This is a genomic window from Arthrobacter pascens (assembly GCF_017052465.1).
Classification (GTDB): domain Bacteria; phylum Actinomycetota; class Actinomycetes; order Actinomycetales; family Micrococcaceae; genus Arthrobacter; species Arthrobacter pascens.
Genome location: NZ_JAFHKT010000151.1, coordinates 535,541 through 557,235 on the forward strand (window position 1 = coordinate 535,541; position 21,695 = coordinate 557,235).

16 protein-coding genes are annotated in these 21,695 nt (G+C 65.6%); 9 read left to right on the top strand and 7 right to left on the bottom strand.

Going from position 1 to position 21,695, the window contains the following annotated elements; genetic code table 11:
* Nucleotides 1-83 precede the first annotated feature (83 nt).
* From JYA52_RS20655 to JYA52_RS20675, 5 genes are all read right to left on the bottom strand, one after another.
* Nucleotides 84-1,535 carry a family 43 glycosylhydrolase gene (locus JYA52_RS20655; protein ID WP_205655230.1) on the bottom strand — a complete coding sequence of 484 codons (1,452 nt, stop codon included), beginning with the start codon at nt 1,533-1,535 and terminating at the stop codon, nt 84-86.
* A 54-nt stretch (nt 1,536-1,589) separates the two neighbouring features.
* On the bottom strand, nt 1,590-2,606 hold the full coding sequence (gene yjfF / locus JYA52_RS20660; protein ID WP_205655231.1) for a galactofuranose ABC transporter, permease protein YjfF: 1,017 nt from the start codon (nt 2,604-2,606) through the stop codon (nt 1,590-1,592).
* Complete coding sequence (locus JYA52_RS20665) at nt 2,606-3,637, bottom strand: ABC transporter permease (RefSeq protein WP_205655232.1); 1,032 nt, start codon at nt 3,635-3,637, stop codon at nt 2,606-2,608. The genes yjfF and JYA52_RS20665 overlap by 1 nt, the downstream gene beginning before the upstream one ends.
* On the bottom strand, nt 3,634-5,160 hold the full coding sequence (locus JYA52_RS20670) for a sugar ABC transporter ATP-binding protein (protein WP_205655233.1): 1,527 nt from the start codon (nt 5,158-5,160) through the stop codon (nt 3,634-3,636). The genes JYA52_RS20665 and JYA52_RS20670 overlap by 4 nt, the downstream gene beginning before the upstream one ends.
* A gap of 79 nt (nt 5,161-5,239) precedes the next feature.
* The gene (locus JYA52_RS20675) at nt 5,240-6,214 is read right to left on the bottom strand and encodes an ABC transporter substrate-binding protein (RefSeq protein WP_307869477.1); all 975 of its coding nucleotides are present in this window, start codon (nt 6,212-6,214) and stop codon (nt 5,240-5,242) included.
* Nucleotides 6,215-6,584: 370 nt separating this feature from the next.
* Between JYA52_RS20675 and JYA52_RS20680 the strand changes: the two genes are divergently transcribed.
* The 6 genes from JYA52_RS20680 to JYA52_RS20705 all read left to right on the top strand — a co-directional run bounded on the left by JYA52_RS20680 (nt 6,585) and on the right by JYA52_RS20705 (nt 16,736).
* Nucleotides 6,585-9,128, top strand: coding sequence for an alpha-L-arabinofuranosidase family protein (locus tag JYA52_RS20680; protein WP_205655234.1), 2,544 nt, complete (start codon nt 6,585-6,587; stop codon nt 9,126-9,128).
* 119 nt (nt 9,129-9,247) lie between these two features.
* Nucleotides 9,248-11,488, top strand: coding sequence for an immunoglobulin-like domain-containing protein (locus tag JYA52_RS20685; protein ID WP_205655235.1), 2,241 nt, complete (start codon nt 9,248-9,250; stop codon nt 11,486-11,488).
* Nucleotides 11,489-11,785: 297 nt separating this feature from the next.
* Nucleotides 11,786-13,555, top strand: coding sequence for a ribulokinase (gene araB, locus JYA52_RS20690; protein WP_205655236.1), 1,770 nt, complete (start codon nt 11,786-11,788; stop codon nt 13,553-13,555).
* Nucleotides 13,552-14,262, top strand: a complete 711-nt coding sequence (locus tag JYA52_RS20695; protein WP_205655237.1) for an L-ribulose-5-phosphate 4-epimerase — start codon at nt 13,552-13,554, stop codon at nt 14,260-14,262. The genes araB and JYA52_RS20695 overlap by 4 nt, the downstream gene beginning before the upstream one ends.
* Nucleotides 14,263-14,322: 60 nt before the next feature.
* Nucleotides 14,323-15,843 carry an L-arabinose isomerase gene (gene araA, locus JYA52_RS20700; protein ID WP_205655238.1) on the top strand — a complete coding sequence of 507 codons (1,521 nt, stop codon included), beginning with the start codon at nt 14,323-14,325 and terminating at the stop codon, nt 15,841-15,843.
* Nucleotides 15,840-16,736 carry an aldose 1-epimerase family protein gene (locus tag JYA52_RS20705; protein WP_205655239.1) on the top strand — a complete coding sequence of 299 codons (897 nt, stop codon included), beginning with the start codon at nt 15,840-15,842 and terminating at the stop codon, nt 16,734-16,736. Before araA ends, JYA52_RS20705 begins: the two co-directional genes overlap by 4 nt.
* Nucleotides 16,737-16,751: 15 nt before the next feature.
* Here the strand turns inward: JYA52_RS20705 and JYA52_RS20710 are convergent, their stop codons facing one another.
* Both JYA52_RS20710 and JYA52_RS20715 read right to left on the bottom strand, forming a co-directional pair.
* Nucleotides 16,752-17,657, bottom strand: coding sequence for a S1C family serine protease (locus JYA52_RS20710; protein ID WP_240460569.1), 906 nt, complete (start codon nt 17,655-17,657; stop codon nt 16,752-16,754).
* Between the two features lie 403 nt (nt 17,658-18,060).
* Nucleotides 18,061-19,416, bottom strand: a complete 1,356-nt coding sequence (locus JYA52_RS20715; RefSeq protein WP_205655298.1) for a glutamyl-tRNA reductase — start codon at nt 19,414-19,416, stop codon at nt 18,061-18,063.
* Nucleotides 19,417-19,641: 225 nt separating this feature from the next.
* Between JYA52_RS20715 and JYA52_RS20720 the strand changes: the two genes are divergently transcribed.
* The 3 genes from JYA52_RS20720 (at nt 19,642) to JYA52_RS20730 (ending at nt 21,693) form a co-directional block, all read left to right on the top strand.
* Nucleotides 19,642-20,646, top strand: a complete 1,005-nt coding sequence (locus JYA52_RS20720) for a LacI family DNA-binding transcriptional regulator (RefSeq protein ID WP_205655241.1) — start codon at nt 19,642-19,644, stop codon at nt 20,644-20,646.
* 86 nt (nt 20,647-20,732) lie between these two features.
* Entirely contained in the window at nt 20,733-21,287 is a 555-nt protein-coding gene (locus JYA52_RS20725; RefSeq protein WP_205655242.1) for a cysteine hydrolase family protein, read from the top strand.
* 103 nt (nt 21,288-21,390) lie between these two features.
* Nucleotides 21,391-21,693 (top strand): urease subunit gamma, encoded by a 303-nt coding sequence (locus tag JYA52_RS20730; RefSeq protein ID WP_205655243.1) that lies wholly within the window; start codon nt 21,391-21,393, stop codon nt 21,691-21,693.
* The last annotated feature ends 2 nt before the right edge of the window (nt 21,694-21,695 follow it).

The window sequence follows — 21,695 nt, forward strand, 5'->3', positions numbered from 1 at the left end:
CCCGCCTGAAGACGGCACAGGCAGGGCCCGGCAGCGGGGAAGCTTACCGGGCCCTGACGGGAAAAGCTGACGAAGCCGTGGGTTTACGAACTCAGGAAGAACGTGGCCGCAGCCCTGTCGTTCTTGCCGGCCTTGGCCACAGCCAGGACGCCCTGCCGCAGCAGCAGATAGCAGCCCGGAAGATCGACCGACTCGAAGGACGCTCCTGCCGGATCCGACAGGCCGCCCCGCTGGATGAACGCCGACGACGAACCCTCCGTGGCGGCGATCGCGACGGTAGAACCCTGGATCCGAAGGTAGCGGCCCTTGGCCAGGACCGGCTCGATGACCACGGAATTCTTCTTGGCGTAGCCCGTGGCGATGCGGAACTGGGATGCCCCCAGCGCGGGGGAGGAAGCGGCGGAGACGGTGGTGCCGTCATGGGCCAGGTACGTGCCCGGGGCGGCGGCAGGTTCCAGCCGCACCGGAAGCTCACCGTCCCCCACGGGAACACCGAAGTTCGGGGTGCCGTCCGCGTTCCAGTGCAGCCGCTGGACGCGGGCGTGCCGGTTGGGGTCATAGAGCGGGTCTCCGACGATGGTGCGGTAGGACCGGGCGTGGTAGACCAGCACGTCGTTGCCCGCTTCATCCACCGTGAAGGAGTTGTGCCCCGGGCCGTACTGCTTTGACCCCTCGGACGTGACAAAGACGGGGGTGGGCGTCTTCGTCCACGATGCCGGGTTGAGCAAGTCGGCGCCTGCATCGGCCGTGAGGAGTCCCATGCAGTAGTTGGCGTCTGTTGCGCTGGCCGAGAAGGTCACGAAGATGCGGCCGTTCCGCGTGATCACGGCGGCACCTTCGTTGACCTTGAACCCGCGGGTCTCCCAGTCCATCGTCGGAACGGCAATGCGGACCGGGGCGCTGGAAAGTGTGGACGGTGAGGACATTGAGGCAATGTAGAGGCTGGAGTTCACCCCGGTGTCGCTCTGCGCCCAGATCAGGTACCGGCTGCCGGCGTGCTCGAAGGTGGTGGCGTCCAGGGAGAACGTGTCGGCATGGGTGTGCACCCGGACAGGCGGTTCCCAGACGGCCGTGGCCGGGTCCGCGGCCGCCGTCGAAATGACGTAGATCCGCACCCGGAAGACATCGTTGCTGTCGCCGGCGGCGAAGTAGATGTGCCACTTGCCGTCAAAGTGGTGCAGCTCAGGTGCCCAGATGTGGCCTCCCATTGTTCCGGAGGAGGGGCGCGTCCAGACCACTGCTTCCGGGGCGCCGCCCAGCCCCGAGATCGTGGCGGAGGAGCGCACCACGATCCGGTCGTATTCGGGAACAGAACCGGTGAAGTAGTACTTGCCGTCCGTGTGTTTCATGAGCCACGGGTCGGCACGCTGCGGAACGACGGGGTTGATGACCGGCGTCGAGCCGGAGGCGGCGGCAGGCTGTGCCGCCACCAGGGATCCTGCGCCGGCGGCTGCCAGTATTGCTGTAGCGGCTGCGGCGGTTCCGGAGCCGAGGAACGAGCGGCGCGAAAACTGCGGGTTGAGGGGGACATTCATGCTGAAGGCGTCCTTTCGACGGGCGGGAGGCAGAGAGACAGATAAAGCAGGGAATCAGCGTGTTTTCCTGGCGAAGAGCCGCTGCAGCAGGATGAAGACCAGCAGGAGGCCGCCGATGACGATCTTCGTCCACCAGGAGCTCAGGGTTCCGTCGTAGGCGATGAAGGTCTGGACGATGCCCAGCACCAGCACGCCGACGACCGAACCCAGGACGTAGCCCGTGCCGCCGGTCAGCAGCGTTCCGCCGATGACCACCGCCGCGATGGCGTCGAGTTCCATGCCCTGGGCGGCGAGGCTGTAGCCGGAGAGGCTGTAGAAGGAGAACAGGATGCCGGCGACGGCTGAGCAGAGGCCGCTCAGCGCGTAGACGAGGATCTTGGTGCTCTTCACCGGCAGGCCCATCAGCATGGCGGAGTGTTCGTTGCCGCCGATGGCATAGACAGTGCGGCCGAAGCGCGTGTGGTGCAGGACGAAGAAGGCAATGGCCACGATTCCAAGGGCCAGGAGGACACCCGGCGAGACGAAGAGGTCGCCAGGGAGCGGGATCTGGGCCTGCGCCATGCCGGTGAAGAACCCTTCGGTTACGGGGATCGAGTCAAGACTGATGACGTAGCAGAGGCCGCGGGCGAGAAACATGCCCGCCAGGGTGACGATGAACGGCTGGATGTCGAAGTACTGGATGATCAGCCCCATGAGCAGGCCCAGCCCGCCGCCGATCAGCAGCACCAGGACGATGATGGCCCCGGCGTTCCAGCCCTGCTGGAGAAGCGTCGCGCTGACCATCATGGACAGTGCGACGACGGCCCCGACGGAGAGGTCGATGCCTCCGGTCAGGATCACGAAGGTCATGCCGACGGCGAGCACGATCAGGAACGTGTTGTCGATGAAGAGGTTCAGGAACACCTGGCCGGAGAGGAAGCTCGGGTACATTCCGGACCCCACGGCAAACATGGCGATGAAGAGACCCACGGTCGCAAGCGTTGGCGCGTAGCGTGCGCCTCCGCGCAGCCGGTTGCGCGCCGGTGACGGCTTTTTGACGGTCAGGGGCGTCAGTGTGGTCAGGGGGGACATTAGATTGCGACCTTTTCCTTTGCGGCGGGCTTGGGGGCTGCCTTGAGGCTGCTGAGCAGGTTCCGCGCCTTGGGTGCCTGCAGGAGGCAGACCGTAATAACCACCAGGGCCTTGAACACCAGGGTCACCTCCGGCGGGATCCCGAGCGTGTAGACCGTGGTGGTCAGCGTCTGGATGATGAAGGCCCCGACGACGGTCCCCACCAGGGTGTACCGTCCACCGGCCAGCGACGTGCCGCCGATGACGACGGCGAGGATGGCGTCCATTTCGATGTAGAGTCCGGCGTTGTTGGCATCGGCTGCCGTGACGTTGGAACTGATCATGAGGCCGGCGATGGCGGCGCAGACGGCGCTGAAGACGTAGACGATCCAGATGATGTTGCGTGAACGGAGGCCCGCGAGGCGGCTGGCGACGGGGTTGATGCCCACGGCTTCGATCAGCGTGCCCAGTGCGGTGCGCCGGGTGAGGACTGCCGCCAGGATGAAGACGGCTGCGGTGATCAGGATGGAGATCGGAAGGGTGAGCAGGTATCCGGCGCCGATCGACTTGTAGGGGTCGTTGGAGACGGAGATGATCTGACCGCCGGTGATGAGCTGGGCGATGCCGCGCCCTGCGGTCATGAGCACCAGGGTGGCAATGATCGGCTGCACGCCGATGGTCGAGACCAGGAAGCCGTTCCAGATGCCCAGGGCAAGGCCGGCGATGACGGCGATGAGAACCGCCGTCGCGGCCGTCACCGGGGAGCCGGGTTCCGGCGAGGCAGCGATGTAGGCGCAGGAGGCCGCCCCGGCGATGGCCACCACGGCGCCCACCGAGAGGTCAATGCCCCGGGTGGCGATCACCAGGGTCATGCCGAGCGCGATGAGGATCGTGGGGGCACCATTGCGCATGATGTCGATGAGGCTGCCGTACAAGTGCCCGTCCTGCATCCTGAGGCTCAGGAAGTCCGGCCTGAAGACCTGGTTCAGCAGCAGCAGTGCTGCGAGGGCGATCACCGGCCACGCAAGGCGGTGTTTCAGAAGTGATTTCACTGGGCGCCTCCGGCGATGACCGTCATGACGTCTTCCACGGAGACGTCGTCGTTGTTGATGTCCGCGACCATTGCCCTGTCCTTGATGACGGCGATGCGGTCGCTCACGCGCAGGACTTCCTCGAGCTCGGAGGAGATGAAGAGGATGGACATCCCGTCGGCCGCGAGCTGGCTGACGAGTTTCTGGATCTGGGTCTTGGCTCCGATGTCGATTCCGCGGGTGGGCTCGTCGAGGATCAGGAGTTCGGGATGGGTGACCAGCCAGCGGGCGAGAAGCACCTTCTGCTGGTTGCCGCCGCTGAGGTTCCGGATGAGTGCGTCGGGGTTGGCCGGGCGGACGTCGAGGGCTTGAATGTATTCCGCCACGAGCTCGTCCTGGACGCGGCGGGGAATGCGGCGTGCCCAGCCCTTGCTGGCCTGCATTGCCAGTACCAGGTTGTCGCGGACGGAGAGGTCTCCGATGAGACCTTCCTCTTTGCGGTCCTCCGAGCAGAACCCGATGCGCAGATCGATGGCCGTGCGCGGGGAACGAATCCTTTGGCTGGCACCCTTGATGGCCATGGATCCTTCATCGGCCTTGTCGGCGCCGAAAATGAGCCGGGCGATCTCGGTGCGGCCCGCTCCCAACAGGCCCGCAAGTCCAACGACCTCGCCCGGGTAGACGGACAGGTCCACATGTGAAACGGATCCTTTCCTGCCAAGTCCGCGGGTCTCAAGGAAAGGCGTCACCCCGGAGTCCGTCCTGGCCCGTGTCCGTGCCGGCGCCTGGTCCAGCTCGGCCAGCGCTTCCATTTCCCTGCCGATCATCTTGGAGATGAGGCCCATGCGGGAAAGGTCGCGGGTCATGTATTCGCCCACGAGCTTTCCGTTGCGGAGCACTGTCATGCGGTCGGAGATGTCGTAGACCTGTTCGAGGAAGTGGGAGACGAACAGGATGGCCACTCCGCGGTCACGGAGGTCACGGATGACACGGAACAGCTGGTTGACTTCGTCGGCGTCGAGGCTCGATGTTGGTTCATCCAGGATGAGGACCTTGGCGTTGATCTCCACTGACCTGGCGATGGCGATGAGCTGCTGGACCGCGATGGAATGCGAGGACAGCAGGGATCCGGGGTCAACCTGATCCAGGTGCAGCTCTGCGAGGACTTCCCGGGTCCGGGACCGGACGCCCTTCCAGTCAATGGAGCCGCGGCGGCGCGGCTCACGCCCCAGCAGGACGTTTTCTTCAACGGTCAGGTTGGGGCAGAGGTTGACCTCCTGGTAGACGGTGCTGATGCCCGCCGCCTGTGATGCGGCGGGCGTCGAGAACTGCTTGTGCTCGCCGAGCACCGTGACCGTGCCGGAGTCAATGCTGTACACGCCCGTCAGCGCCTTGATCAGGGTGGACTTGCCCGCACCGTTCTCTCCCATGAGGGCATGCACTTCACCGGGGAAGAGCCGGAAGTTCACTCCGTCGAGCGCCTTAACTCCTGGAAATCCAATAGCTATGTCGGTCATCTCGACGACCGGAACCATTTCGTTCATGCTCGTATCTTTTCTGTGCTGGTGTGCCGTGCGGCGGCGATGATCCGCCGCCGCACGGCCGTTCAGGGGGCGCCAGGACTCAGTACGGGCGGCTGGCAAGAACCTGCTTTGCCTGCTCCTGCGTGAACGTGGTTTCCTCGGTGACGACCCGTTCCGGGACGGACTCGCCGGCGATGACCTTCTTGGCAAGGTCCATGAGCTGGTCGCCGAGCATCGGGCTGCATTCGACGATGTAGTTGATCTTTCCGTTGCTCAGGGCTGTCATGCCGTCCTTGACCGCATCAATGGTGACGATCTTGATGTCCTTGCCGGGAACTTTGCCGGCAGCCTCGATGGCCTCGATGGCGCCCAGGCCCTCGTCGTCATTGTGCGCGAAGACTACGTCGATGTCGGGGTTGTTCTTGAGGAAGGCCTCCATGACCTGCTTGCCGCCGCTGCGGGTGAAGTCACCACTCTGTGAGGCGATGATCTTCAGCTTCGGATTGGCCTTGATGGCCTCCTCGAACCCTTCCTTCCTGTCATTCGCAGGCGCGGACCCGGTGGTGCCCTGAATCTCGACGATGTTCACAGTGTCCGTCGCGGACTTGGATTCATCGACGAGCCAGGTCCCTGCCTTTTTGCCTTCTTCAACGAAGTCGGAACCGAGGAAGGTCTTGTAGAGGGTCTTGTCGGTGGAATCCACCGCCCGGTCGGTGAGGATGACGGGAATCTTCGCGGTCTTGGCTTCCTTCAGGACGGTGTCCCAGCCGGACTCCACCACGGGCGAGAAGGCGATGACGTCCACCTTCTGCTGGATGTAGGAACGGATGGCTTTGATTTGGTTCTCTTGCTTCTGCTGGGCATCCGAGAACTTCAGGTCGATTCCGGCCTTCTTGGCGGACTCCTGTACAGACTTGGTGTTGGCCGTGCGCCAGCCGCTTTCGGCGCCAACCTGCGCGAAGCCCATGGTGATCTTGTCAGTGCCCGCGTTGCCGGCAGCACTGCCGGTTCCGCCGCAGGCCGTCAGGGTGAGCATCGAAGCGGCGGCAACCGCAATTAGGGATTTCTTAAACACAACATCCTCCCGGAAGCGTAGTTACATGCAGGCGGGAGACTTGGAACACCGCCATTGCTGCAAGTGAGCTGAAGCGCTCTGCGACTCATTGTGAACGCTAACAAAGAAAGCCGTCAAGTGGCTGGTGTCACAATTTCGCAGCTTGGAAAGAATGCACGTCCTCCTCCGCCGATGCCCTTTACAACTCTGTAAACATGTTCAATACTCATTCCCGACGCGCCATTTTGTTAGCGTTAACAGCTTTTATATTACCCACTCACCGGCGGCCATGCCCGAGGACGGTATCGCAGCATGCAGCCGTCGGCGGCCGCACTGCTGAGCTGCGCCGGCGGACCGGCGGGCTGCTCAATGGAGAAAGGCAACCTCATCCATGCCATCAAAATCACCAAGCCGCACACAGCGGGCCTGCACCATGGCGCTTGCCGGATCACTGGCAGCAGCGGTGCTGTCACTGGCCCCGGCGCTGGACGCCTCCGCGGAGTCCGCAACGAACCGGACCATCAACGTCAATGCCGCGGGGACCGGGGCTTCGATCGATCCGACCATGTACGGGGCCTTTTACGAGGACATCAACCAGGGAGCCGACGGCGGCATCTACGCGGAACTTGTCCAGAACAGGTCTTTTGAATTCAACTCAGGGGACAACCAGACCTACACCCCGCTGACGGCCTGGGACATACTGAAGCGGGGCAGCGACGGAACAGCCGCCGTCGTCAATGACAACAACCGTCTGAATGAAAACAACCGGAACTACCTGCAGATCGACGCCACCAGCGCCGGTGCGGGAAGCGGCGCCGGCGTTGGCGTCCGCAACAGCGGCTGGAACGCAGGGCAGAAACTCGAGGCGCACAAGAAATACAACTATTCGGTCTGGGCGCGCACGTCCAACCCCGCAGGAACCAGCCTTGCCGTAACGCTGGAGACGCCGGAAGGCGGGCGCCTGGACATCGCTACGATCAAGATCAAGGGCGACCGTTGGGCCAAGTACCAGGTGACCCTCTCGCCGAAGTCCTCCACGGGGGCGGGCCGGCTTGCGACGGTAGTCCAGGGAACCGGCACGGTCCGGCTCGATATGGTCTCCCTCTTCCCCGAGGACACGTGGAACGGCAGGGAAAACGGCCTCCGCAAGGACCTCGCCGAGAAAATCGCCGACCTGAACCCCGGATTCCTGCGCTTCCCCGGCGGCTGCATCGTCAACACGGGAAGCTATGACACCTATTCGGCCCCCAACTACACCCGCGCCCGCACGTACCAGTGGAAAGACACCATCGGGCCGGTGGAACAGCGCCCGGCGAACCGTAATTTCTGGGGCTACAACCAGACCTACGGCCTGGGGTACATGGAGTACTTCCAGTGGGCCGAGGACATGGGCGCCATCCCGGTGCCCGTGGTGCCGGTGGGCGTGACCGGCTGCGGCGACAACAAGTCCGCCCCGGACCAGGCAACCCTTGACCGCTACATCCAGGACACGCTGGATCTGATCGAGTTCGCGAACGGTGACGCCAGCACCGAGTGGGGCGCCAAGCGCATCGCCTACGGGCATCCGGAGCCCTACAGCCTGGACCGCATCGGCCTGGGCAACGAGGAATACAAGCCGGAGTTCAAGCAGTACTTCACCCAGTTCTACAACGCCGTCCGCAAGGCCCATCCCGAGATCAAGATTATCGGAAACACCGGCCCGTTCAGCCAGGGCCCCGAATTCGACGACCTCGCCAAGTTCAACGCTGACACGGGCGTGGACCTCGTCGACGAGCACTATTACAACGAACCGTCCTGGTTCCTGAACAACAACCACCGCTACGACTCCTACGACCGCAACAGCTACAAGGTCTTCCTCGGGGAGTACGCCTCCCGCGGGAACAAGCCCGCCAACGCCCTGGCCGAGGCCTCCTACATGACCGGCCTCGAACGGAACGCGGATGTGGTCAAGATGGCGTCCTACGCGCCGCTCATCGCGAACGAGGCAAACACCCAGTGGAGCCCGGACATGATGTTCTTCAACGGAACGTCGGTCCGGACCACCCCCAATTACGAGGTCCAGAAGCTGTTCATGAACAATGTCGGCACCCAGGTGGTGCCGAGCACGCAGGAGAACCCGGCCTCAACCGTCCAGCCGATAGCGGGCAAAATCGGACTGTCCACCTGGGCAACATCCGCCCGCTATGACGACGTGAAGGTGACTGGAAACGACGGCGCAACCCTGTTCAGCGACGACTTCTCGGGAACTGCTGCCGCGTGGACCGGGAACGGCACCGGGTCCTGGTCTATCCAGGACGGGGCCTACGTCCAGTCAAGCACCACGGCGCAGAACACGATGGTGACCACCGGCGACACCAACTGGAGCAACTACACGCTCAGCACCAAGGCGACAAAGCTGGCCGGCTCCGAAGGGTTCCTCGTCTCCTTCGGCGTCAAGGACACCGGCAACTACTTCTGGTGGAACCTCGGCGGCTGGAACAATACGAAGTCTGTCGTGGAAAAAGCCGTCAACGGCGGCAAGACCACTGTCGTAGAAAAGAACACGGTGATCCAGACCGGACGTCAATACGACATCCGGATCGAGGTCACCGGGCGCACGGCGAAGCTCTTCCTGGACAACGTCCTCTGGGGCACAGTGGACGATACCCAGGCAGATCCCGTCTACTCCGTGGTCACGAAGGATGCACAGTCGGGCGACACCATCGTCAAGGTGGTCAACACCTCGGCCGAGCGGACTCCGGTGGACATCAAGGTCACTGGTGCGGCCAACCTCAGCCCCACGGCGGCGGTGACAACCCTGACTGAGACGGCCGATGGCCAGAACCTCACACCTTCCACCAGCACGTTCAACGGTGCGGGGACTGCTTTCAGCTACGCTTTCGAGCCCAAGTCCGTGACCTTCATCCGGCTGGCCGACGCGAGCAAAGGCAAGTAGGCGGCACACCAAAGCTTTGGCTTTGACCGGGAAGGCCCGGCTGGATCGCACAGCCGGGCCTTTCCCTTGATGACCCACACCAATCGCGGCCGTCCGGCCGCCGTACCGAAAGTGTCTCCATGCTCACTACACCCTCAAAGGACCGCACCGGTCCGGCGCTGATGACGGCAGCCGCACTGGTGCTCGGCGGACTTGCGGCCGGAGCACCGGCCCAGGCCGCCGTTGACGACGGCCTCGTCCTCAAATACAACCTGACCGAACAGACCGGGGCGGTCGCAGAAGACAGTTCCGGCAACGGCCGCAACGGCGTCATCAGCGGCGACGCCAGCAGCCTGGGCGGCGAAGGCCTGCAGCTCGGCGGCGCCAATGCCCATGTCCGCCTTCCCAACGACGTCATGCGGGGCCTGGACTCCATCACCGTTTCCACGGACGTGAAGCTCGCTGCGGACCAGGCCACCCCCTATTTCATTTGGGGGATGGGCAACACAACCAACGGCACCGGCAACGGCTACCTCTTCACCACCGGCAACTCGTACCGGACCTCCATCGCGACCGGCAACTGGTCGACCGAGCAGACTACAAGCGCCCGACGGGACCTGGCACGCGCCGCCTGGAAAACCATCACCTACACACTCAGCGGCGGCACAGCCATCCTCTACGAGGACGGCACTGAAGTAGCCCGCAAGAGCGGCGTCACCGTCACCCCGGGCAGCATCGGGGGAGGAACGACGACGGCGAACTACCTCGGGCGGTCCGTGTACAGCGGCGACAAGTACCTGAAGGGGCAGGTCCGGGACTTCCGCATCTACAACCGGGCCCTCTCTGCGGCCGAAGTGCGCGAGCTCGGCTACGTCTCCCCGGAAGAGCGCGTCGCCCTTGACCTGAAGGACCTGTCACTCGGAGACACCAGCGCCGTCACTGCCGACGTGAAGCTGCCTCTCACGGGACCCAACGGGTCGGCCTACACCTGGTCGTCGTCCAACGAAGCTGCCGTCTCCTCCACAGGCATCGTGACGCGCCCCGCCTACGGAACCGGAAACGCCAACGTGACGCTGACGGCCACCGCCACGTCAGGCGAAGCATCAGCTTCCAAGACGTTCACTGTGACGGTCGTCGAGGACATCAGTGATGACCAGAAAGTCAGTGAGGCTTCTGCAGCCCTGAACGTGTGGGACGCCGAGGGAATCCGGGGCAATATCACGCTGCCGGCAACTGGCCTTCACGGAACCACAGTGGACTGGACGTCGAGCAACGACTCCATAATCACCGCCACCGGCGAGGTCTCGCGGCCGGCCTACGGCAGCGCACCGGTCAAGCTCAACCTGCACGCAACCGTGACCGCCGGAAAGGCAAAGGCCAAGAAGAGGTTCTTCGTGACTGTTCTTCCGCTGCCCAAGGCCGAGGCCAGGGAAGGCTACGCCTTCGCCTACTTCACCGGCAATGATCTCGCGGGCGAGAACATCTTCATGGCCGCCAGCCGCGGCAACGACGCACTCAAGTGGGACGAACTGAATGGCGGAAAACCCGTCCTCAGCTCCAAGCTGGGCACCAAGGGCCTGCGCGACCCGTTCATCATCCGCTCGCCGGAAGGCGACAAGTTCTACATGATCGCCACCGACCTCTCCATCGGCAGTGGAACCTCGTGGGATTCCTCCCAGCGCCAGGGCAGCCACTACGTGGAGGTGTGGGAGTCAACGGACCTCGTGAACTGGTCCGCGCAACGCCACGTCAAGGTCTCCCCGGACACGGCCGGGAACACCTGGGCGCCGGAAGCCCACTACGACGCGAAAATCGGCGCCTACGTGGTCTACTGGGCCTCCAAGATCTACGCCGACAGCGACCCCAACCACGCCGGCGGCATGCACAACAAGATGATGTATTCCACCACCCGCGACTTCAGGACCTTCAGCGAGGCCAAGGTCTGGAACGACCCGGGTGACTCCGTCATCGACTCCACTGTCATCAAGGAAGGCGACACCTACTACCGCTTTACGAAGGACGAGGCCCGAGTCTCCGGGTGCCTCGACATCATGCAGGAGAAATCCAAGGACCTGCTGGCCGTCGATCTGCCTGCGGCCAACCCGCGCAGCTGGTCCCTGATGGCCAACTGCATCGGCAAGAATGCCGGGACCGGCGGCGTTGAGGGGCCAACCGTCTTCAAATCCAACACCGAAGAGAAGTACTACCTCTTCGTGGACGAGTTTGGCGGCCGGGGCTATATCCCGCTGGAAAGCACCAGCCTGGAGAACCCCAACTGGAAGCTTTCGAGCAACTACGAGCTCCCGCGCGCGCCGCGCCACGGCACCGTCCTGCCCGTGACTAAAGCGGAGCTGGAACGCCTCCGCAGCCAGCTGGGCTAAGGCGCCGCCGGAAAATACCGGAAATAACCGACCCCCGCAGGGACGGGGGGTCCGGGCAGGGGCTCCGGACGCGCGGGCTCCGTACAGGGGTTCCGGGACGGGGGTTCCGCCAACCTGGCGGAGCCCCCGTCCCCTTGCCGCGGCGCGGTGGTGGCCAGGAAGGCGCAGAAGGCGCCGGCCAAACTGGCCATCAGCAATGCTTGACGCAGACATATGTTAGCGTTCACAATCGAAGAGAATCTTTTACATTTCGACACCGGGCACAGGGGCCAGCACCTCCCGGATGGAGGTTTCAGCATGCAATCCAGTGAGGATGCCGGGTTCAACCCCGGCAGTGAAAATTACGTCATCGGGGTGGACTACGGAACCCTGTCGGGTCGGGCCGTGGTGGTGCGGGTCCGCGACGGCAAGGAACTTGGCAGCGGTGTGTTTGATTATCCGCATGCAGTCGTCACCGAAGCGCTTCCGGCGGATGTGGCGGGCGTAGCGGATGGAGCCGCCCCCCGCCTTCCCGGGGACTGGGCGCTTCAAGTGCCGAATGACTACCGGGACGTGCTCCGGAACGCGGTGCCGGCGGCGATCGCTGATGCGGGCATTGACCCGGCTGCGGTGGTGGGCATCGCCACGGACTTCACGGCCTGCACGATGGTGCCGGTGAAGGCCGACGGCACGCCGCTGAACGAGGTGCCAGGTTTCGCCAACCGGCCCCACGCGTACGTCAAGCTGTGGCGCCACCACGCGGCGCAAGCGCAGGCGGACCGCATCAACGCCCTTGCCGCAGAACTGGGAGAAACGTGGCTGCCGCGCTACGGCGGCCTCATCTCCTCCGAGTGGGAGTTCGCCAAGGGGCTCCAGCTGCTGGAAGAGGACCCCGAGGCCTACGCGGAGATGGACCACTGGGTGGAGGCAGCCGACTGGATCGTCTGGCAGCTGTGCGGCAACTACGTCCGCAACGCCTGCACCGCTGGATACAAGGGGATCTACCAGGACGGACGGTACCCGTCCCAGGAGTTCCTGACCGCCCTTAATCCGCGGTTCAGCAATTTTGTTAGCGCTAAACTTCAATACACCATCGGCCGCCTGGGCGACGCTGCGGGGTACCTTACTGCCGAGGCTGCGGCCTGGACCGGGCTGCCCGAGGGGATCGCCGTCGCCGTCGGCAACGTCGACGCCCACGTGACCGCCCCCGCCGCTAACGCCGTGGAGCCGGGCCAGCTCGTGGCCATCATGGGCACCTCCACCTGCCATGTCATGAACGGGGATGTGCTGCGCGAGGTGCCCGGCATGTGCGGCGTGGTCGACGGCGGCATCGTCGACGGGCTCTGGGGCTACGAAGCCGGCCAGTCCGGCGTGGGCGACATCTTCGGCTGGTTCACCAAGTATGGAGTTCCGCCGGAATACCACCAGGCGGCCGCGGCGGCCGGACAGGGCATCCACGAATACCTGACCGACCTCGCCGCCGGCCAGGCGATCGGCGAGCACGGCCTGATCGCGCTGGACTGGCACTCGGGCAACCGCTCGGTCCTCGTGGACCATGAGCTGTCCGGAGTGGTGGTGGGCCAGACCCTGGCCACCCGCCCTGAGGACATCTACCGGGCGCTGCTGGAGGCCACGGCGTTCGGAACCCGCACCATCGTTGACGCCTTCCGCGACTCCGGTGTGCCGGTCAAGGAATTCATCGTTGCCGGCGGGCTGCTGAAAAACAAGCTGCTGATGCAGATCTACGCCGACATCACCGGCCTGCAGCTCTCCACGATCGGCTCCACCCAGGGCCCGGCCCTTGGCTCGGCGATCCACGCTGCCGTCGCGGCAGGGAACTACCCGGACATCCGTGCGGCCGCCGCGGCCATGTCCTCCGCCCCCGGAGCCGTCTACACCCCGATCCCGGACAACGTCGCCGCGTACGAGGAACTCTTCCGGGAATACCGCACACTGCACGACTACTTCGGCCGCGGAACCAACGAGGTCATGCACCGGCTCAAGGCGATCCAGCGCGGTGCGGCGATTCAGCGCACTGCCGGCCGCAGCGCTGATGCGTCCCTGCTGTCGGAAGAGGTGCCCGCATGAGCGCCCTCCTGGAAACCATTGACCGGGTGCGCCGGGATGTCTGCGCGCTGCATGCGGAGCTGACGCGCTACGAACTGGTGGTTTGGACCGCCGGCAACGTCTCCGCCCGCGTCCCGGGTTATGACCTGATGGTCATCAAGCCCTCGGGCGTCTCCTATGATGACCTGACCCCGGACCTCATGGTGGTCACGGATCTCTACGGCACCCCGGTCAGCTCGCTCAGCGCCGATGCGGACGGTGCCGCCGCGGAATGGGAAAACCCGGCCTTGTCGCCCTCCTCGGACACGGCCGCCCACGCCTACGTGTACCGGCACATGCCTGACGTGGGCGGCGTGGTGCACACCCACTCCACGTATGCCACGGCCTGGGCGGCGCGCGGGGAAGCCATCCCGTGCGTGCTGACCATGATGGGCGATGAATTCGGCGGCACCATCCCTGTGGGCCCGTTCGCCCTGATCGGCGACGACTCGATTGGCCGCGGCATCGTGGAAACCCTGCAGGAATCCCATTCGCCGGCCGTCCTGATGCAGAATCACGGCCCCTTCACCATCGGCAAAGACGCCCGCTCCGCCGTCAAGGCAGCTGTTATGTGCGAGGAAGTGGCCCGCACCGTCCACATCTCGCGGCAGTTGGGAGAGCCGCTGCCCATCGATCCGGCTCTGATCGAATCCCTCTACGACCGCTACCAGAACGTCTACGGCCGCTAGGCCCAGCAACCCGGCCGCAAGGCCCCGTCCCTCCCACCCCAGACTTTCGCAGGAGAACCCATGTCCAACGCCAACAACACCTCGCTCGAGCCCTATGAGGTCTGGTTCCTCACCGGCAGCCAGCACCTTTACGGGGAGGACGTCCTGAAGCAGGTCGCCGCCCAGTCCCAGGAGATTGCCGCCGCCCTCAACGCCTCCTCTGAGGTTCCGGTGAAGCTGGTCTGGAAGCCCGTGCTGACAGATTCCGACGCGATCCGCCGCACCGCGCTGGAAGCCAACTCCGATGATTCCGTCATCGGTGTGACGGCATGGATGCACACCTTCAGCCCTGCCAAGATGTGGATCCAGGGCCTGGACCTGCTCCGGAAGCCGCTGCTGCACCTGCACACCCAGGCCAACGTGGAACTGCCCTGGGCGGACATCGACTTCGACTTCATGAACCTCAACCAGGCCGCCCACGGCGACCGCGAATTCGGCTACATCCAGTCCCGGCTCGGCGTTCCGCGCAAGACCGTGGTGGGGCACGTGTCCAATCCGGAGGTCGCCCGCCAGGTCGGAGCCTGGCAGCGGGCGTCCGCCGGCTGGGCCGCCGTCCGCACCCTCAAGCTGACCCGCTTCGGGGACAACATGCGCAACGTCGCCGTCACCGAAGGAGACAAGACCGAAGCGGAACTGCGCTTCGGCGTCTCGGTCAACACCTGGTCGGTCAACGAGCTCGCCGATGCGGTGCACGGCGCCGCGGAGTCCGACGTCGACGCCCTGGTGGCGGAGTACGAGCGCCTCTACGAGGTGGTTCCCGAGCTGAAGGCGGGCGGTGCCCGCCACGAGTCGCTGCGCTACAGCGCACGGATCGAGCTGGGCCTGCGCAGCTTCCTCGAAGCCAACGGTTCCGCCGCCTTCACCACGTCCTTCGAGGACCTCGGCGCCCTGCGCCAGCTGCCCGGCATGGCCGTGCAGCGGCTGATGGCCGACGGCTACGGCTTCGGCGCCGAAGGGGACTGGAAGACGGCCATCCTGGTCCGCGCCGCCAAGGTCATGGGCGCCGGCCTGCCCGGCGGCGCCTCACTCATGGAGGACTACACCTACCACCTCACTCCCGGCCAGGAGAAGATCCTCGGAGCACACATGCTCGAGGTCTGCCCCTCCCTGACGGCCACCAAGCCGCGCGTCGAAATCCACCCGCTGGGCATCGGCGGCAAGGAAGACCCCGTCCGCATGGTGTTCGACACCGACGCCGGCCCCGGCGTCGTCGTCGCCCTCTCCGACATGCGCGACCGCTTCCGCCTCGTGGCGAACGCCGTCGATGTCGTGGACCTCGACGAGCCACTGCCAAACCTGCCCGTGGCACGTGCCCTCTGGTCACCCAAACCGGACTTCGCCACCTCCGCAGCCGCATGGCTCACCGCCGGAGCGGCGCACCACACCGTCCTCTCCACCCAGGTCGGCATGGACGTGTTCGAGGATTTCGCCGAAATCGCCCAGACCGAACTCCTCACGATCGACGACGGCACCACCATCAAACAGTTCAAGAAGGAATTGAACTGGAACGCCGCATATTACAAGCTGGCCGGCGGGCTGTGACCGAGTACAGGATCAGTGCGGGGGAGTACACCGCCACCATTACTGCCCGCGGGGCTGCCTTGCGGGAGCTGCGCCACCGGGAACGGGACCTGATCGTCCCGTTCCCGGAAGGCGGACCCATTCCTGACTACCGGGGCATCATCGCGGCCCCCTGGCCAAACCGGATCGCCGACGGCAAGTACACGTTCCGCGGCGCCGACTACCGCGTGCCCGTCAACGAAGTGGAGCGGGACTGTGCCCTGCACGGCCTCGTCTTCCCCCTCGACTGGACCCTGCAGGAGCATTCCGGGTCCGCCGTGGTCCTCGCCTGCTCCGTTGGCCCGGTTCCCGGGTATCCGTTCCTGCTCAGGGTCACCGCCTCCTACCGCTTGGAAGCTGACGGCCTGCATGCGGGCGTAACGGCGACCAACTTCAGCGCCGACACCGCGCCGTACGGCGTGTGCCCGCACCCGTACCTGGTCGCCGGACCGGCCCCGCTGGATGAGTGGACGCTGGAGGTTCCGGCCGGCGAGTTCCTGGACGTGACCCCGGACCGGCTGCTTCCCCTTGCCGTACGGGCCGTGGACGGGCACGAGTTCGACTTCCGCGCGCCGCGCAGCATCGGTGCCACCAAGATCGACCACGCCTTCACCGGCATCACGTTCAGCGACGCCGGCCGCGCGCAACTCGTGGCCCGGGACCCGGGCGGGACCGGGGTCGGCATGGCCTGGGACCGGACCTGCCAGTGGCTCCAGATCCATACGGCCGACAAGCAGCCCCCGGCACCGAACAGGCTGGGGCTCGCGGTGGAACCCATGACCTGCCCTCCTGACGCCTTCAACAGCGGCGCGGACCTGATCCGGCTGGAGCCCGGCGCCACGCACGAAGCATCCTGGAGCATCTTCGCCGCGTGACGGCGCAGCTGGCTCTCAGGGGGCCGGGCGCGCGACCAGGACTACCTTGACCTCCTGGGTGTCCGCGCCCCTGCGGAATTCAACGGTCACGGTCTGCCCGGGGCTCCGGGTTCGCAGTGCTGCCAGCAGGTCCTCCGGCGAGGTGAGCTTGTCGCCGTCGAGCCTGATGAGCACGTCACCGGCGCGGATGCCGGCTTTCGCGGCCGGGCCGCCCTCCTGGACGGAGAGCGCCAGCGCCCCGAGGGTGTCCGGCAGGCCGAGTTCGCTGGCTATGGGCTGGGTGATTTCGGCCAGGCCCAGGCCGATGAATGCGTGATCGGCCGTGCCGTCCTCGCGGAGCTGGTCTGCGACCTTCACCGCGGTGGCGGCCGGGATGGCGAAGCCAAGGGCTACCGCGCCGGACTGGGGCGGGATGTATGCCTCGCTGATGCCGATCACTTCGCCGCGGCTGTTCACGACGGCGCCGCCGGAGTTGCCGGGGCTGATCGCCGCATCGGTCTGGATCAGGTCAACGAGGGACTGGCTGCTTGAGGCCGATCCGGGGATCTCCCGGTGGAGGCCCGAGATGATGCCCGCCGTCGCGGTGTTTGCGAATCCCAGCGGTGAGCCGATGACGACGGCCAGTTCTCCGATCCGCGGCAGGGCGGGCTGGAACTTGGCCGCCGGCAGGCCGGTCCTCTGTGCCTCCACGAGCGCCAGGTCCGCGATCGGGTCGGTGGCCCGCACGGTTGCTGCCACCCGCTGGCCATCGGCAAAGCCCACTTCGACGTCGCGGCTGCCGCGAACCACGTGCTCGTTCGTCAGGATCAGTCCGTCCTCGGAATACACGACCCCGCTTCCCAGTCCGCCGCGGCCAGTGAAGATTGTCACCACGGACGGCTGGACGTTGCTGACGATCGCGGGGATGTCCGCAGCTCCCAACGGAGTTCCCTGCCCGGGCTGTTGCTGCCCCTGCCCCGGTGTCTGGCCGGTAGTTGCACGGCTGCCAGCCGTGCTGCCCGGAGACGGCGAGGCAATTGACGGCTCCGTACTCGGCTCCGGACTCTGTCCAGGACCCTGCCCCGGGCCCGTGCAGCCGGAGGCGATGGCGGCGAGAACTGCGGCTCCGATCAGGACCCTGACGGTACGGGACCTTGGGCCTCGTGCTGATTGCCGGGAGCACATCGACGTTCCTCCTTGCACGCGTGGGTGGAAGCTGATTAAACGCTAGTCCCGGGCGGCAGTGGCGGCCAGAGCCGATTCATGGCTATGTGCGCCGAGCCCCTGGACGGTGCGGAAAAGACGGTGCGGAAAAGACGGTTCGGAAAACCGGTGCCACGCGCGCCTAACTCGCTTGCGCCGCCCCCTCATCGGCGGTGTGCACAGGGGCTTGTCCAGCTTCCGCTTCTACGTTCAGCCCGTAGAGGGCTTCGAGGGCTGCGGTGTAGTCGGCCTGCCGGCCGGACGCCGCGAGTTCCCGTGCCCGGGCGGTGGGCACATGCATGAGCTGCCGGACTACCCGCCGCAAGGCGAACTCCACGGCTTCGGCGGTGGCGGTGCAGCCATGCTGGTTCTTGACCCGCGCCACCTCGCTGGCCAGAACCCGCTGCATGTGTCCGCGCAGGGCCACAATCGCGGGGTCCACGAGGCGGGCCTGCTGGTCTTCCTCGAACCGCATCGCCGCCTCCCGGACCAGGTCGGCGGCCTCCTGGACAACGGCAGAGTGCTCAGGCGGTGAGGCGAGCCGCACGTCGTCCAAGGTGATGAGTTCAATGCAAGGCAGGTCACCGGTCTCTGGCTCGAAGTCGCGGCCAAGGGCAAGGTCGACGACGATGAGGCGTTCCTGCGCGGCCCGCCGGAAGTGCCTGAAGTCGTCAGCTCCGAGCCGGGTTCCGCGGCCGCTGCAGCCGATCACGACGTCGGCGCCCCGGACCGCCGCCGGCAGCTCGGAGCGCCTCAGCGCAGCAGCGCCCCGGGCCGTGGCGAAGGGCTCGGCGCGTCCGGACCATGAAAAGACGGAGACGTTGTCACACTGCCCGGCTGCAAGGAGTGCCAGGGTGGATCCGGCGTAGGCGCCAGTGCCGATGACAACCACCGACAACCCGGCCAATCCAAAGCGCCCCAGCTTCGCCGCGGCCAGGTCCAGGGCAACGGAGACCATCGAGCGCCCCGCGTCGCCCAGCGCGGTCAAGGATCCGACGTCGCGTGCGGCGCGTGAGGCGGCCTGGAACAGGCGGATCAGGGGGCCGCTGGCCGCGCCCGTTTCCTGCGCCGCTGACAGGGCCCGCCGCAGCTGGCCCGCAATTTCCCGTTCGCCGACCACCGCCGAATCCAGCCCGGCGCCCACGGCAAAGAGGTGTGCCGGCACTGCCTGGCCGGCCAAAAAGTCCAGGGACCCGCTGAGCTCATCGTCGGGGACACCGGAGCAGTTGCTGATCATCGACAGCACGCGGCTCCGGGCAACGAACGGCTCCGTGCCGGCCTCGATCTCAAAGTAGACCTCGAAGCGGTTGCATGTCGACAGCAGCACAGACCCGGATATGCCGGGGGAAGCCGCCAGGGCCGCGGACGTGATCCGGCGCGGGCCCGAACCCAGCCGCGCAAGGAAATCCAGTCCGGCTCCGTGGTGGGCGGCGACCAGGGCGAACAGCTGGCCGCCCGGGGCCGAACCGGCGGCGTACCCCTCCGGTCCCGCCGGCATCTCAAGACCTTCTGGCACTGCATCCCCCTGTTCCTTGGCTTCCTCCGGGAACGACCTCCGCTACGTGGAGCCCGGCCCCCTGTGGCCAGGCGCCGTTGCCTGGCCACAGAGCTTGGCCCTGGGGACAGCGTGGGCCCACCACCTTGGGAAATTCCTGCGGGCGGGGCGCTGCGTGCCGCTTTCTGCAACGATGTATCCAGATGTAGCCGTGAGAAGGAGCCGTGGATGGCCGTGACGATGAATGACGTTGCCCGTCTGGCAGGGGTGTCCCTGAAAACCGTGTCCAACGTCCTCAACGACTATGAGTTCATCAGGCCGGCCACGAAGCAGAAGGTGCTGGATGCCATTGACGAACTCGGCTACGAGGCCAACCTGACAGCCCGAAGCCTGCGTTCCGGCAAGTCGCGGATGCTCGGTCTGGTTCTGTCCGACCTCTCGGCCCCGTACTACGCGGAGCTGGCCTCGCGCCTCATGTCCGTTGCCTCCGCCCGCGGTTACCGCGTGCTCGTGGAGCAGTCCGCGGCCCTCGAGGAGAACGAGCTCAGCGCATTGCATGGGCCCTTCCGCCAGCTGACCGACGGGCTCCTGTTCACGCCCCTGAGGCTGGATCCGGACACCGTGGCGGGCCGGATCGGAAGCAAGCCGCTCGTGATGTTAGGCGAGCACATCCAGGACCCACGGTTCGATACCGTCACGATGAAGAACGTCCGGGCGGCCCAGGCGATGACTGCCCACCTGCTGGCGGGAGGTCGGCGTCGGATAGCAGTGATCGGGGCATCGGCAGGGGACAGCACCGGAAGCCCGGGGCTGCGGCTGACCGGCTATCGGCGGGCGCTCGACGAGGCTGGCGTGGGGTTCGAACCCGCACTCATCGTGCCGTCCGAGTGGCGCCGGGACGCCGGGGCATCCGCGGTGGAGGCGCTGCTGGACCGCGCAGTGCCGTTCGACGCCGTCTTCGGATTGAACGATGCCCTCGCACTGGGCGCCATGCATGAACTTCTCATCCGCGGCGTCAAGGTTCCGCAAGACGTTGCCGTGGCAGGCTTCGACGATATTGATGAGGCCCGCTTCGCCTCCCCTTCGCTGACCACCGTGGCACCGGGCATGCAGGAGATCGCTGAACGCTCTGTTGGGCTCCTGATCGACCGGATCGAAGGCAAGGAGAAATCCGACGACGGCGTGCACGTCGAAGCGGGGTTCGAACTGAGGATCCGATCCTCGGCACCGTAGTGGACGCCCAATGAGTTATTCCGGCATCGTCGTGGGTACCTGAAACCTGTGGCTTCCGTCGGCCGGGACAACGGAAAGGATCCGCAATGATCGCCCTGCTGGTCATCGATATGCAGAATGCCTACTTCGAGGATCCTGCGCTGGCTCCGCGGCAGGACACCCTGGTCCGGGCCTGCAACCGCCTCATCGCCGAATCGGCCGCAAGCGGCGCCAAGATACTGCTGGTGGGAACCGAACACGAGCGGGACAAGTCCACCTGGTCACTGAACATGCTGGATGACGACCAGGGGTTCATCTTCCGCGGTTCGGCTCAGGCTGACTTCGTGCCCGGGCTGCAGACCGACGGGCTGCCCCGCCTGATCAAGACGCGCGACAGCGCCTTCACCGGGACAGACCTGCTGTCGCGGCTGCGGAACTGGGAGGTTGGGGAGATAGTGCTGGCCGGCGTCGCCACCCACAACTGCATTGCCCAGACGGCGGCCGACGCCTTCGCGCACAACGTCCGCGTCGTCTACGCCGAGGAGGCCATGGCATCCGGGGACGAGCGGGCCGCGGCGGACATGTTGCGCATTCTGTCCGATGAATATCGCCAGCCGGTGCTGTCCACGGACGCCATCGCAAAACGCCTGAAGGGCATGTAGCCAGGAAATCTTGCCGAAACGTCCGCGGATTACGCTGGTCACACACCGCCGCGCGGGTGCTGCGGCACACTGCGGTGGTGTCCGTCATCGAAGGGATCCCGGAATGCATCTGATGCCCCGCGAGCAGGAAAAGCTCATGATCGTGGTTGCAGCCGACCTCGCACGCCGCCGGCAGGCGCGCGGGCTCAAGCTGAACTTTCCGGAGGCTGTGGCCATCATCAGCTACGAACTGATCGAAGGGGCACGGGACGGGCGGACGGTTGCCGAGCTCATGAGCTACGGCACCACGCTCCTCAGCCGCGACGACGTCATGGAAGGCGTCCCCGAGATGATTCACGATGTCCAGATCGAGGCGACCTTCCCCGACGGCACCAAGCTCGTCACCGTCCACGATCCCATCCGATAGGG

Coding starts and splice junctions, on each gene's coding strand:
- JYA52_RS20680 (WP_205655234.1), top strand. CDS start 6,585: ATGCCATCAAAATCACCAAGCCGCACACAGCGGGCCTGCACCATGGCG.
- yjfF (WP_205655231.1), bottom strand. CDS start 2,606: ATGTCCCCCCTGACCACACTGACGCCCCTGACCGTCAAAAAGCCGTCA.
- JYA52_RS20715 (WP_205655298.1), bottom strand. CDS start 19,416: ATGCCGGCGGGACCGGAGGGGTACGCCGCCGGTTCGGCCCCGGGCGGC.
- JYA52_RS20670 (WP_205655233.1), bottom strand. CDS start 5,160: ATGAACGAAATGGTTCCGGTCGTCGAGATGACCGACATAGCTATTGGA.
- JYA52_RS20655 (WP_205655230.1), bottom strand. CDS start 1,535: ATGAATGTCCCCCTCAACCCGCAGTTTTCGCGCCGCTCGTTCCTCGGC.
- araA (WP_205655238.1), top strand. CDS start 14,323: ATGTCCAACGCCAACAACACCTCGCTCGAGCCCTATGAGGTCTGGTTC.
- JYA52_RS20730 (WP_205655243.1), top strand. CDS start 21,391: ATGCATCTGATGCCCCGCGAGCAGGAAAAGCTCATGATCGTGGTTGCA.
- JYA52_RS20725 (WP_205655242.1), top strand. CDS start 20,733: ATGATCGCCCTGCTGGTCATCGATATGCAGAATGCCTACTTCGAGGAT.
- JYA52_RS20685 (WP_205655235.1), top strand. CDS start 9,248: ATGCTCACTACACCCTCAAAGGACCGCACCGGTCCGGCGCTGATGACG.
- araB (WP_205655236.1), top strand. CDS start 11,786: ATGCAATCCAGTGAGGATGCCGGGTTCAACCCCGGCAGTGAAAATTAC.
- JYA52_RS20695 (WP_205655237.1), top strand. CDS start 13,552: ATGAGCGCCCTCCTGGAAACCATTGACCGGGTGCGCCGGGATGTCTGC.
- JYA52_RS20720 (WP_205655241.1), top strand. CDS start 19,642: ATGGCCGTGACGATGAATGACGTTGCCCGTCTGGCAGGGGTGTCCCTG.